Source organism: Flavobacterium litorale (assembly GCF_019613795.1).
Classification (GTDB): Bacteria; Bacteroidota; Bacteroidia; order Flavobacteriales; family Flavobacteriaceae; genus Flavobacterium; species Flavobacterium litorale.
This window is the reverse complement of record NZ_CP080429.1, coordinates 2,507,546-2,520,317: the sequence shown is the minus strand read 5'-3', so window position 1 is coordinate 2,520,317 and position 12,772 is coordinate 2,507,546. Positions and strand designations below refer to the sequence as shown.

At 34.6% G+C, this 12,772-nt stretch carries 16 protein-coding genes; 9 read left to right on the top strand and 7 right to left on the bottom strand.

What is annotated here, in order from left to right; all coding sequences use genetic code 11:
- Positions 1–239: 239 nt before the first annotated feature.
- The 4 genes from K1I41_RS11475 to K1I41_RS11460 all read right to left on the bottom strand — a co-directional run bounded on the left by K1I41_RS11475 (position 240) and on the right by K1I41_RS11460 (position 3,364).
- Positions 240–854 carry a response regulator transcription factor gene (locus K1I41_RS11475; protein ID WP_220640477.1) on the bottom strand — a complete coding sequence of 205 codons (615 nt, stop codon included), beginning with the start codon at positions 852–854 and terminating at the stop codon, positions 240–242.
- Positions 851–2,599 carry a tetratricopeptide repeat-containing sensor histidine kinase gene (locus K1I41_RS11470; protein WP_220640476.1) on the bottom strand — a complete coding sequence of 583 codons (1,749 nt, stop codon included), beginning with the start codon at positions 2,597–2,599 and terminating at the stop codon, positions 851–853. Before K1I41_RS11470 ends, K1I41_RS11475 begins: the two co-directional genes overlap by 4 nt.
- Positions 2,600–2,632: 33 nt before the next feature.
- Positions 2,633–3,076 carry a hypothetical protein gene (locus tag K1I41_RS11465; protein WP_220640475.1) on the bottom strand — a complete coding sequence of 148 codons (444 nt, stop codon included), beginning with the start codon at positions 3,074–3,076 and terminating at the stop codon, positions 2,633–2,635.
- Positions 3,077–3,175: 99 nt separating this feature from the next.
- Entirely contained in the window at positions 3,176–3,364 is a 189-nt protein-coding gene (locus tag K1I41_RS11460; RefSeq protein ID WP_220640474.1) for a hypothetical protein, read from the bottom strand.
- 76 nt (positions 3,365–3,440) lie between these two features.
- On the opposite strand from K1I41_RS11460, the gene K1I41_RS11455 reads away from it, so the two are divergent.
- A complete protein-coding gene (locus K1I41_RS11455) occupies positions 3,441–3,827 on the top strand; it encodes a pyrophosphohydrolase domain-containing protein (protein WP_220640473.1) in 387 nt (128 codons plus the stop codon).
- A 60-nt stretch (positions 3,828–3,887) separates the two neighbouring features.
- Here K1I41_RS11455 and K1I41_RS11450 read toward each other — a convergent pair whose 3' ends face one another.
- On the bottom strand, positions 3,888–4,955 hold the full coding sequence (locus K1I41_RS11450; RefSeq protein ID WP_220640472.1) for a branched-chain amino acid aminotransferase: 1,068 nt from the start codon (positions 4,953–4,955) through the stop codon (positions 3,888–3,890).
- Positions 4,956–5,162: 207 nt separating this feature from the next.
- On the opposite strand from K1I41_RS11450, the gene K1I41_RS11445 reads away from it, so the two are divergent.
- The 4 genes from K1I41_RS11445 (at position 5,163) to K1I41_RS11430 (ending at position 7,147) form a co-directional block, all read left to right on the top strand.
- Entirely contained in the window at positions 5,163–5,687 is a 525-nt protein-coding gene (locus K1I41_RS11445) for a DUF4920 domain-containing protein (RefSeq protein ID WP_220640471.1), read from the top strand.
- Entirely contained in the window at positions 5,688–6,149 is a 462-nt protein-coding gene (locus K1I41_RS11440; RefSeq protein WP_220640470.1) for a hypothetical protein, read from the top strand.
- Positions 6,149–6,811, top strand: coding sequence for a tRNA (5-methylaminomethyl-2-thiouridine)(34)-methyltransferase MnmC2 (gene mnmC2 / locus K1I41_RS11435; protein ID WP_220640469.1), 663 nt, complete (start codon positions 6,149–6,151; stop codon positions 6,809–6,811). Before K1I41_RS11440 ends, mnmC2 begins: the two co-directional genes overlap by 1 nt.
- A gap of 138 nt (positions 6,812–6,949) precedes the next feature.
- The gene (locus K1I41_RS11430) at positions 6,950–7,147 is read left to right on the top strand and encodes a hypothetical protein (protein WP_220640468.1); all 198 of its coding nucleotides are present in this window, start codon (positions 6,950–6,952) and stop codon (positions 7,145–7,147) included.
- Between the two features lie 40 nt (positions 7,148–7,187).
- Here K1I41_RS11430 and K1I41_RS11425 read toward each other — a convergent pair whose 3' ends face one another.
- Positions 7,188–8,147, bottom strand: coding sequence for a LysR substrate-binding domain-containing protein (locus K1I41_RS11425; RefSeq protein WP_220640467.1), 960 nt, complete (start codon positions 8,145–8,147; stop codon positions 7,188–7,190).
- 114 nt (positions 8,148–8,261) lie between these two features.
- Here K1I41_RS11425 and K1I41_RS11420 point away from each other — a divergent pair, with 114 nt between their 5' ends.
- The 4 genes from K1I41_RS11420 (at position 8,262) to can (ending at position 11,497) form a co-directional block, all read left to right on the top strand.
- Positions 8,262–8,762, top strand: coding sequence for a Dps family protein (locus tag K1I41_RS11420; protein WP_220640466.1), 501 nt, complete (start codon positions 8,262–8,264; stop codon positions 8,760–8,762).
- A gap of 65 nt (positions 8,763–8,827) precedes the next feature.
- Positions 8,828–9,118 carry a hypothetical protein gene (locus tag K1I41_RS11415; RefSeq protein WP_220640465.1) on the top strand — a complete coding sequence of 97 codons (291 nt, stop codon included), beginning with the start codon at positions 8,828–8,830 and terminating at the stop codon, positions 9,116–9,118.
- Positions 9,119–9,202: 84 nt separating this feature from the next.
- The gene (locus K1I41_RS11410) at positions 9,203–10,834 is read left to right on the top strand and encodes a SulP family inorganic anion transporter (protein WP_220640464.1); all 1,632 of its coding nucleotides are present in this window, start codon (positions 9,203–9,205) and stop codon (positions 10,832–10,834) included.
- Between the two features lie 24 nt (positions 10,835–10,858).
- Entirely contained in the window at positions 10,859–11,497 is a 639-nt protein-coding gene (can, locus tag K1I41_RS11405) for a carbonate dehydratase (RefSeq protein WP_220640463.1), read from the top strand.
- Between the two features lie 39 nt (positions 11,498–11,536).
- Here the strand turns inward: can and K1I41_RS11400 are convergent, their stop codons facing one another.
- Positions 11,537–12,733 carry an LETM1-related biofilm-associated protein gene (locus tag K1I41_RS11400; RefSeq protein ID WP_220640462.1) on the bottom strand — a complete coding sequence of 399 codons (1,197 nt, stop codon included), beginning with the start codon at positions 12,731–12,733 and terminating at the stop codon, positions 11,537–11,539.
- Between the last annotated feature and the right edge of the window lie 39 nt (positions 12,734–12,772).

Below are 12,772 nucleotides of genomic sequence, written 5' to 3'. Positions count from 1 at the left end.
AATTTTTTTGTACAGTTAATACTAAAAAAAATATCCCTGTAAGGGATATTTTTTAGCTAAACCAACTACTCAAAAATAAATTAACTAAGAAACTACATAATTGAAAGAAGAATTGTTTTAGGCTGGATGGATGCCATAGTAGCGGTAAGCATTTAACTTTCTTTTACAAAAGTCGGTAGATTACCGATGCTAAAAAATACCCATTAGTGGGTATTTTTCTTTACTTATATAAGTGTGGTTTAAAAATCGTATTTGCATTCCATAGCGTAGCGTAGCAACTCGCTTTTGCCTTGTAAATTCAATTTTTTCAGGATGTTTTTTCGGTGGGTATCAACTGTGGTTTTGCCAATAAAAAGCAAATCGGCAATTTCTTGCGATGTTTTTCCTTGTCCTACCAGTTTCATAATTTCAATTTCTCTTTTGCTTAAAGTAGCTTTTTTACTGGTTTGTTTATCCTCTTGCCTTTTTATAGAGGGGTCAAAAAATGTTTTGCCATTCATTACGCCTCTAATAACAGTTGCTACTGTTGTTAATGCTGCATTTTTAGTTACGTAGCCCGATGCGCCTGCCTCTTCCATTTGCAATACGGCTTCATCTTGCTCAAACATACTAAAAGCTACCACATGGCACGAGGGTAGTCTTTTTTTTATGAGTCTTGTAGCGGTAATGCCATCTATTTTAGGCATACGTATATCAGTAAGTACTACATCTGGTTTTTTACTGTACACTAGCTCTAATAACCTTTCGCCGTCGTTGGCTTCGCCTACAACACAAATATCCTCTTCGTATTCTAAAAATACTTTAATCCCATCTATTAATGATTGATGGTCTTCAGCTATTATAAGGTTTATCATATCGGTAAATCTATTAGTATGGTTGTACCTTTTCCAGTAGTAGAATCTATAGTGAAACTACCACCAAGTTGCTCTGTTTTTTTCCGTATGGATGCAATACCCATTCCGTCTACAGAATTTACGTTATCAGCATCAAAACCAACACCGTTATCTTCTATAATAATGTTTATTACATCATCATGCTGTGTTAATTGTATCGATGCTTCTGTAGCTTGTGCGTGCTTTATTATATTGGTTGCCAGTTCCTGAACAATTCTAAATATAGCAATTTCTAAGCTATTATCAAGCCTTTCATCAAAACCATAGGCAATAAAATCGAATTTTATTTTTTTAGGAATCGATATTTTTTCAGTTAGTTTTTTTACGTTAGGTATAAGCCCCTCGCGTGCAAATACACCTGCATTTTTAGCGTGTGCCAAGCGTCGTACCTTTTGGTATGCCTCCTCAATAAGGTCGTCAGTTTTTTTATAAAGTTTATCCTCAACATCTTTAGCTTCAGTTTTTCTCAATTTAAGATTCTCGAAGTTTATTTTTAATGTTGCCAGCATACTGCCAAGATTATCATGAAGTTCGTTAGCAATACGTTGTCGTTCCTTCTCCTGTCCTTCAAGCATTACATCTATAGTGCTTAACTCATAATCTTTTAATGCTTTTTCCAGCTTTTGTTTTTCAATAAGTTTTTCTTGATGCGAAATTTTTTCTTTCCTACGTGCATTTTTAATAATAAGAAAACCAATTACAAGTGCTACCACCAACACACCAACAATAATATAAAGGAAAATTTTACTTGTTTTGGCATCTTGTTTCAAAATTTCGTTTTCAAGCTCTTTTTCCTTTGTTTTATATTTAGTATGTATGTCGTTTATTGCAATATTTTGCTCGGTAGTATTTATACTATTGGTATATTTTCGGGTTAGTAACAAATACTTGTATGCTTCTTTATAATTACTTAATTCGGCATAATTTTCTTGGAAATTATCGTATATAATTAGCTTCGATTTTATCTCATAGTTTTGTAATGGTAAACTATCTGCTAAACGCAAGTATTTGTTTGCAGTAATAAAGTCTTTTTTATGCCGATATGACGATGCTAAGTTTACATAGTTGTGGAAGTAATCTTCGGCAGGTGCATTAATTTCTTTTAATATCTCTATGTCTTTTTTAAGATAATAAATTCCAGCATCGGGCTGGTTTAATTTTTCGTTATACAGGTTGGCAAGATTATTATAAAAAGAAGATTTTACGGTTTTAAAATCCGTATAATCCAAAAGGTTCAGTCCTTTTTTATAATAATCAATGCTAATATCGTAGTTGTTGTTAGCGGCATGGCACATTGCCATATTACCATACCCTTTAACCATTTTTAGCGTATCCTGTATTTTTTCTGCATAACTAAGATACTCTTCAATGTAAAACTTGTATGGTATTGTATTCCCCTCTTGGGCTTGCAGTAAGTAGGCGATATCAAGGTTAATATCCATTGCCTTGCTCACACTATCTATAGACAGGTATAGTTTCCTAGAAGCTCTCAAGTATTCGTACGCCTTTCCCTCCTCATTGTTAAGTTCTAAAGCTCTGGCATTTAAATAATAGTATAATGCTTTATCTTGAGTTGATAACGAAGTACTATCTATTTTTTTTGATGCTGATTGGAATTCTTCGTAATTGCCAGAATATAGTTTTTCTTGTAATTTAAGGAGTTGGTCGGAATTTTGAGAAAAAGCCGTGCTAAATGCTAAAAGCATTAGCACGACTATGTTATGAACAATATACCTCATTTAGATTTTTTTAAGCGTGCCATACCCCGATTTTGCAGGTCCGGCAACACTATTGCATATACCTTCTAATATCGAAGCATCTAGCACGTTTCTGTTTTTAAGCTCTGTATAGCAATACTCATTATGACTGGCGTAGGCATTGGTATCTTTAGTATGGTGTGTAAATACAATAATAGGTTTTGTATAATCAAAATCATTTACGTTTTCAGCACCTATCTTATCTACTTTAGATAAATCAATTTGTACTGTTTCAAAATCCATATTCGGATTTTGCAGCCCATGTCCAGGGTCGTTGTTTCTCAGCATCAAATTAACTACCAGTCCGTTCCAGCCATTGGTAGATACGTTACAAAGCTCGTAATCGTAATTACCATTAGGTATTGAAATTTCTAAATTAGCTGTGTGATTTGGGTGGTGGTAACCAAAACAATTGTAAGTTTTCATGATAATTATGTATTTTAAGATTTAGAAAGCAAATATCAGTTTTTACTATTTATAAAAAATCCCCATATATGGGGATTTTTTATAAATAGTAAAAAAAGATTACTCTTTTAAATAAATTTTAATGAAAAATAAAAGTACAATAAAGCCTAAAAAAGCAAGTAATACTTTGTAGGCACCTTTGTAGTATTTTTTATGCAAGTTTATATCCTTACGGTATACGTAAATCATGGCAGCAACAAAAACAACTACAAAAAAACCTGCAAACCATAACTGACCTGTTGTAAACATATTGATATCTTTTTTACAAAATTACAACAACAACTTTTATTTTGGGGTATTTTTAAGCCATTAAATATATAGATGTATGAAAAAACAACTTGAAGCAGTTAAAACATTCCACAATGCTTTTGGACTAGGGGTTAGCAACGTTCCAAAAGGCTCGTTATCCGATAATGTTAATACGCTCCGTTATAACCTTATGAAAGAAGAAAATGAGGAGTATTTAGAAGCGGTAGAAAATGATGATATTACTGAAATTGCCGATGCACTTGGCGATATGTTGTACATACTTTGCGGCACAATATTGGAGCATGGACTGCAACATAAAATAGAGGCTGTATTTGATGAGATACAACGCAGTAATATGAGCAAATTAGGTGCTGATGGTAAACCCATATACCGTGAAGATGGTAAAGTAATGAAAGGACCAAATTATTTTAAGCCTGATTTTGCAACTATACTAAACGAGTAATAAAAAAAGCGGCAGTAATAAAATTACTGTCGCTTTTTTTATGCGTACCTGTTATGTACATTATATTTTTACTGTCCAGCCAAAAGTATCTTCAGCTAGTTTGTATTGTATGTTGTTTAGCATTGCTTTAAGCTGTAGTGCCAAGCTGTTTTCTTGTTTTGGTAGCTCGTAATACTTCTCTTTGTAACTAAAACCTACAATAGGGTTGACTACGGCAGCAGTACCCGAACCAAATATTTCTTGTAGCGTACCGTTTTCGGCTGCTGCAATAAGTTCTTCAACCAATATAGGGCGTACATCTACTTTAATGTTCTCGCGTTCTGCAATGGCTATAAGGCTTTTTCTGGTAACACCATCCAATATTCTCTCGCTAGTAGGAGCAGTATATAACGTATCGTTTATTCTAAAAAATACGTTCATAGTACCCGCTTCTTCCAATCGAGTGTGCGTAGCATCATCCGTCCAGATAATTTGTTGGTACCCCATTTCGTTAGCTAACTTGGTAGGATAAAATTGTGCCGAGTAATTACCTGCTGCTTTTGCAGCACCAATACCACCATTAGCAGCTCTGCTATAATGCTCTGCAACAATTACTTTAACTTCACCAGAGTAATACGCTTTTGCAGGCGATAATATAATCATAAAACGATAAAATTGTGCAGGAGCAGCAACAACACCAGGTCCTGTAGCAATCATAAACGGACGTATGTATAACGAGCTTCCCACCTCGTTTTTAACCCACTGTTTGTCTAATTCAATCAACTTTTTCATGCCCTCCATAAAAACAGCTTCAGGCACTTCGGGCATGGCAAGTCTTTTTGCCGATTTATTAAAACGCTCGTAATTTTGGTCAGGCCTAAAAAGCCATACATCATCATTACCATCTTTATAGGCTTTCATGCCCTCAAAAATAGCCTGCCCGTAATGGAAAACCTTCGCCGACGGATCGATAAGAAAAGGCTCATACGGTTGTATAACAGGCTTTTCCCAAATCCCTTGTTTATAATCGCAAATTAGCATATGATCGGTAAAAACGTTTCCAAAACTAAGATTCTCGAAATCTACAGAGTCAATTTTAGAGGTTTCAGATTTTTTAATAATGATATTATCGTTAGCGTTATTGCTCATTACAAGGTTAGGTTTGTGGTGGAGATGAAAAATTTATATTGCGTGCAAATTTACAAAAAAAAGCGGCTTTGTGAGCTTTTTTAGCGCGATTTTAAGATGCCTGTATTACCCTAAACATTATATATTGTTTACAATACCCCTACATAACTGACGTTATATTTGTACTTTTTGCATAAATTTGTTGCAACAAATTAAAAAGATTTAAACATGAAAAGAATAGTAATGCTTACAGCTGTAGCTGTAGTAATGATGAGTTGCCAAGGCAATAAAGAGAATAAGGTTGAAGATGCTGAAACTGTAGCCGAAATTACTGAAGTAGATAACACAGCAACATATGAGAATTTTGGTGATGAAATAGTAGCAGATAATGCACTTGATAAAGCAGAAATGCTAAAAAAATATATGAGCCTTAAACCTGGCGATACGATAGATGTTAAATTTAAATCGTCTATAAAAGAAGTGTGTCAAAAGAAAGGTTGCTGGATGTCTATGAAACTGGATGACGAAAAAGAATCTTTCGTTAAATTTAAAGATTATGCCTTTTTTGTACCTTTAAATGCAGGCGAGCAAGAAGCCGTAGTAAACGGTAAAGCATTTGTTAGCGAAATATCGGTTGCTGAATTGAAGCATTACGCTAAAGATGGTGGGAAATCGCAAGAGGAAATAGACCAAATTACTGAACCAGAAGTTACTTATGGCTTTATGGCAGATGGAGTTTTAATTGCTAAATAAATGAAGAAAACCTTATTATTGGTAACATCTGTAGTAGTACTATTATATAGCTGTGGTAACAACAACGATAGCACTACTGAGCAAACAACCGCCGCTAAAGTAATAGATACCGTTCCACAAAAGGAATTTGAGATGTACGAAATGTCTGAAATGGCACTTTTAATGGAGCAAATGTATGTTGATAACGAACGGTTGAAACAACGTATTGTTGATGGTGATACCATAGGCAACTTTCCGAATCATTTTTTAAAAATACACGAATCTGTAATGACAGATGAAACGGATAATGATGCCTTTTTTAAAGATCAGGCTGCTACGTTTTTAAAAGCTCAGGAACTTATTTATAAAGATTCGGTAAACGCTAAAGCACATTTTAACGACGCAATTTCTGCCTGTGTACGGTGCCACGAACAAAAATGCGGTGGACCAATACCACGAATTAAAAAATTGTACATTAAATAGTGAAAAGAGAGATTATAACCACTTCCGACGGTTCGGTTACCATATACTTACCCGAAATTAAGGAAACCTATCACTCTAGGTTTGGTGCAATACAAGAAGCATATCATGTATTTATAAAAAATGGGCTCGCTTTAACCGAAAGCGAGCCTGTTGCTATTTTAGAGATAGGTTTTGGTACGGGGCTCAATGCTTTTATAACGTACTTAGAATCTAAAAAAAACAATCAGCAAATAAAGTATACGGGAATAGAGGCTTATCCTATACCTAAAAACGAAATTTTACAGCTTAACTACATTACAGAACTCAATGCTGAGCATGAACGTGCCGCTTTTGAGCAATTGCACAATTGTAAATGGGAGCAGGAAGTTAACGTAAGTGCTATATTTACGTTATGCAAACAACAACAACGCTTTGAAGATGTAGTTAGTGTTAACAGTTACGACCTAATTTATTTTGATGCTTTTGGGTATCATGCCCAACCTGAATTATGGAGTACTGCTATTTTTAAAAAAATGTTTACTGCACTTAAAAGTGGCGGAATACTAGTTACTTACGCTTGCCGAACAAGTATTAAAAAAGCTATGGAAGAGGCAGGTTTTACAACCGAAAAATTACCTGGACCACCTGGAAAACGAGAAATGTTACGCGCAGTAAAGTTATAATTACTTGTTAAAAAAATATTAAATTGAAAACAGTCAACCGTTAAATGTTGAATTTTTCGTGCTATCGTGTTTAAAAAATTGGTATATTTGCTAACGTTCTTATAACCGAATAACCAATTTATAATTTGTAAAAGAATTATGCCTAGAAGTATGATTAGCTATACAAAACAAATACTGGTAAGTGTAAGTTTTGACCAAAAATTGTTTTGTAAAGAAGTTGAAAAAGCAGTAAAAACGTTGCTGCCGTATGAAATCGAACAACTGATAGACTGGCTTCAAACTTTTATCACAGAAAAGCCTGAATTAAAAGCCTGTCTGGCATATGTTGAACAATAATAAAAAGAAGCCTAAAGGGCTTCTTTTTCTATTTATCCCCTTATCCCCTTTTTTTAGTTCGCTCTAAAGGGCTTGTAATTGCTACATCCTGAAAAGCAATTGCACCCTTTATTACACCTGTAATACTATTTCGTAAAGCTTCTATCATATGCAGTTTTAAATCCTTTTTAGAGTAAATTAAACTTACCTCACGTGATGGCTTAGGGTCTTTAAAATAGCGTAGTTTCTCTTTCGATTTTTCATTCATATCAAGCGTATGCAAATAGGGGAGCAGTGTCATCCCCAACCCCTCATTAACCAACTTTACCAAGGTTTCAAAACTACCACTCTCAATCTGAAAATGACTATCTGCGTCCATTCCTTTGGCTTTACATAAATTAAGTATATTATGCCTAAAACAATGCCCATCCTGTAATAGTAGTACACTATTAAGGTTAGCTTCTAAATCTTTTACATCAAACTCCTTTTTATTAAAAGCAGCTATATTTTCAGGAACATAAGCAACAAAAGGCTCATAGTATAACACTATCTCCTTAATGGTATCTTCGTTCAGTGGTGTAGCAGCTATGGCAGCATCAAGCTGTCCGCTTTTAACCATCCGTATAATTTCCTCAGTAGTGCGCTCCTCAATAATAAGATTTACTTTAGGATACTTTTTAATAAAGTTATTCATAAACATAGGTAGTAATGTAGGCATAATAGTAGGTATAATACCCACTTTAAAATCGCCACCTATATAACCCTTTTGTTGCTCTACAATATCTTTAATTCTACCCGACTCATTAACAATGTTTTTTGCCTGCTCCACAATTTGTTCACCAACATCGGTAAGCTGAATGGGTTTTTTGCTACGGTCAAAAATTAGTACATCCAACTCCTCTTCAAGTTTTTGGATTTGCATACTTAAAGTAGGTTGTGTAACAAAACTTTTCTCGGCTGCTAGCGTAAAGTTTTTATGTTCGGCAACAGCTAGTACATATTGTAATTGAGTAATGGTCATCTATAAATTTTTATGATAAAATTATAAAATCTATTGATAATACCTATTCTTATTATGGTTAAATTTGTTATACATTTATGCTATAAAATACTTACAAAAACAAAATTTATATTTATGAAAAACAATAAAAACGCAGCAGAAACTAATATCTTAGGATTACCAGTAAAAGACTCAGCACTTATTGCTGATCAACTAAACAAGCTGCTCTCTAATTTTCAGGTATATTATCAAAATTTAAGAGGTATTCATTGGAACATTCGTGGTAAACGATTTTTTGATCTTCACGTAAAGTTTGAAGAGTTATATAACGACGCTCAGTTAAAAATTGACATGATTGCAGAGCGTATATTAACACTAGGAAGTACACCCCTACATACGTACGAAGATTATTTAAAACATAACGAGCTTAAAATAGGTAAAAACGTATCTGTAGATGAAGAAGCGGTACAGTTAATAATGACGTCGTTATCGGATATACTTAAAATTGAAAGAGTTATACTTGAAGGTGCTGACAAAATAAATGATGAAGGTACTAATGCCATGATGAGTGACTTTATTACTGAGCAAGAAAAAACCATGTGGATGATGAAAGCTTGGAGCGAAGAGTCTATTTAATAGGCTCCTTGGTTTATAATCATTAACCCGTTTATTATTAAATAATAATTGCTATATTCGCCCCAATGAAGGCATTGGTTGGCATAGTAATTATTCTGTTTTTATCATTTTTAGCAGCACCTACAGTTATCAGTCTGTTAGATGATGGTAATGACGTATCTATAACATACAGCCTTAATGAGGAAGAAGTAGATAATGAATTACAGGAAATAGAAGCAGATTTAAATACCTTTATGTTCTGCTTTTTACCACCCATAAAAGAATTAGATAAAATAACTATAAATGAGCTCCAAAAGCACAAAAATGTTTTTGGGGCTATTTTTTATACACCACCCGAGCTAATTGCTATAGCGTAGTACCTTTAAGCTCATCTTTGGGCATTATTTATAAACATCATTGTGTGTTTTACAATACATTTATAGCATATTATTTTTTCGGTCATGACAAAAAAGATTAATCTCTTTGCCCATTTAAAGGCAGATTTTCCTTCGGGTCTTGTAGTATTTTTAGTAGCCTTACCCTTATGTTTGGGTATTGCCCTTGCATCAGGTGCTCCGCCATTATCGGGTATTATAGCGGGTATAGTAGGGGGTATAGTAGTAGGCTCATTAAGCAATTCACACATTAGTGTTTCGGGTCCTGCTGCTGGGCTTACAGCTATAGTACTTACAGCTATAGCTTCGTTAGGCTCTTTCGAGCTTTTTCTACTTACGGTTTTACTAGCAGGAGCCTTCCAGTTATTGCTTGGTTTTATACGTGCAGGTAGTATTTCCAATTATTTCCCTACCAATGTAATAGAGGGGATGTTAGCGGGTATTGGTGTAATAATAATATTAAAACAAATTCCTCATGCTGTTGGCTATGATAGTGATTTTGAAGGCGACCAGTCTTTTCTGGAGCCCGATGGCGGTAACACATTTACCTCATTAATCGGTGCCTTAGATTATTTACAACTAGGGGCTGTTATTATAACCGTTGTATCGTTATTCATACTTATAGTATGGGATAAAGTTCCGTTTTTACGAAACCTTAAATTAGTACCAGGTGCTTTAGTTGCCGTAATAGCAGGAGTAGCACTAAATCAGGTTTTTATACTATCGGGCAGCGATTTTGCTATTGGTAGCGAACACCTTGTAAACTTACCTGTACCAGAATCTTTAGCAGAATTAAAAGGCATAATTGTTACCCCAGATTTTTCAGGAATTACTAATACAGAAGTATGGATAACTGCCATTACAATTACCGTAGTAGCCTCTATAGAAACGTTATTGTGTATTGAAGCATCCGATAGGATGGATGAGCACAAACGATACACTGATACTAACAGGGAGCTTAGGGCACAAGGTATTGGTAACATGATTAGCTCGTTATTAGGAGGCTTACCTATGACGTCGGTTGTTGTGCGCTCGTCCGCCAATGCTAGTGCAGGAGCGCAAACCAAAATGTCGGCTATTATACATGGTTTATTATTACTAATTTGTGTATTGGCAATTCCTGTGGTACTTAACAAAATACCGTTGGCTACACTAGCAGCAGTATTACTAGTGGTAGGGTATAAGTTAGCAAAACCGAGTAAACTCATACATTTTTGGCAAAAAGGGTTGTACCAGTTTATACCGTTTATTGCTACATTGTTAGCCGTAGTATTAACCGATTTGCTAAAAGGTGTTGCACTAGGTATGATTATTAGTATTATATTTATACTAAGAGGGAACCTAAAAAGAGCTTATAATTTTAGGAAACAAGAGTATCATGAGGGCGATGTAATACATGTTGATTTGGCGCAAGAAGTTTCTTTTTTAAACAAAGCAGCCATAAAAACAACATTAAATAGCTTACCGCAAAACTCTAGCGTAGTTATAGACGCATCGGACACCGTATATATTGCACATGATGTTATTGACCTTATTGAGGAATTTGTTACCGTAAAGGCAAAAGAGGAAAACATAAATGTAACACTTATTGGCTTTAAAACAAGCTATCAGTTACAAAACGCTGAGAAGAACAACGTTTTTGTTACGCACAATGACGATAATGGAAAAGACAGAAAAGATAAACAAGATATTTATTAAAAGCACCCCCTAAAACTAAATAGTATGAGTGTAGAGTTTTATAAAAAAATAATAGAGAACAATAAGACGTGGTCGGATACTAAATTAGCAGAAGACCCTGAATATTTTAAAAAATTAGCGCAAGGGCAGGAGCCACCATTGTTGTGGATAGGGTGCTCGGATAGCCGTGTACCTGCCAACGAAATTATTGGAGCCCAACCTGGTGAGGTGTTTGTACACCGTAATATTGCCAATATGGTAGTACACTCTGATATGAACATGCTTAGCGTGTTGGATTATGCTGTTAATGTACTAAAAGTAAAGCACGTAATAGTATGCGGGCACTATGGTTGTGGTGGTGTTAAGGCAGCTATGGGTAACCAATCTATAGGTATTATAGATAACTGGGTAAGGCACATTAAAGATGTTTACAGGCATCATAGGGCTTACTTGGACTCTATAGTAGATGAAACAGCCCGATTTGATGCTTTTGTAGAGTTAAATGTAAAAGAGCAGGTATTTGACCTTGCCAAGACATCCATAGTACAAGGGGCATGGAAAAACGGACAGCAACTTCATATTCATGGCTGGGTATACGGATTGGATACAGGTATTGTAAAAGATTTATCGGTTAATTTTTGCGATAATCATGAATTGGATAAAGTAGACAGATTACGATTTTAATACCCAATAAAAAACCTCATATAACTATGAGGTTTTTTATTATTCGTCATTTAAATTTTCATTAAACACTTTAGGGAGTAATTGCGGTATAAACTTAATAAGTAAAGGCAATAGCAAACTACCACCTGGTAGCAAAAAAATAGTTAACGACGGTACTGTTTTACAAATTTCTAACAACTGTTTTTTTACCTTTTTCTTCTCGGTACTATCCAAACTCCTTAAAGTAGATTGCGATAACAATACCATTAACTCCCCGTTATTGGATAACTCTTTACCCAATCGGTTTTTATTCCTCTTAATCAACCGTATTACATTTTGCGAGGCGTGGTCGTAAAAATGCTTTACAGGGTTGGAGTATTTAAAGTAAGGTATACTATTTTTATTAGTTTTTATAAACGTATCAAAGTAAGTAATACTTTCTACTACGTAGGCTTCCTGTATGTGTAACTGTGCTGCTAGGTTGTACAAAAATGTAATTTCGTTTTTTTCTATAGCCCCATCACTCCATATTGCCATGCCCGCTATATCCAATAAATAATAACGTTCTAATTCCGATTCAAAATAAGTTAACTCTAATTTCTCTAAGTTATCAGGAGTTACCTTGTTTAGTTTTGTATATCGTACGGACGATTCGAATAATTTTATCAGTAAATCGTCATACTCCGTTTTTTCTGCTTTTTTATTCAATGCTAACGATGCTAAACTAACCACAGTTTCCTCTAATTTTTTAAGGTAAGTATAGGATAGCTCATTGTTAACAAGATATTGCCTAAATGCAACTACATCCATAAAAAGCAGTGCATTAGTAAGTATGTGCGAAAAATTACGGCTAATAATATTATCGTTAGTACGTACCCTTTGGTCAATAATACCTTCCAATACGTTACTACTCGACGATTTTGGGAGTACTCTTTTCAAAAAACCATAACCCTCAGGAGTCATTTGCTTATAAAATAGCACTGCTTGCTCTATAAAAACGTTAGAATCTTCCTGTTTGGTGTATTTTCTAAAAACCTCATAAAGTGTATTTAGTAATGCTGCTTTAGTTGTTTCCTCTGCCGTCCATCCCTGGCTATCCGTTTCTTTTAAATGATTTACACACCAAACATGACCGTATACAAAGCCTGTGTTTCGTATCAATTCATAAAAATCGTGGGTACTAATATCTGTAGGCAGTTTGCCATTTAGCTTAGCAAAATATTTATTAATCCAGCCGCTTGTTGAGGGGTTAATCATAATTGTTGAGGTTGTAGTACAAAATTATACTTTTTTGTA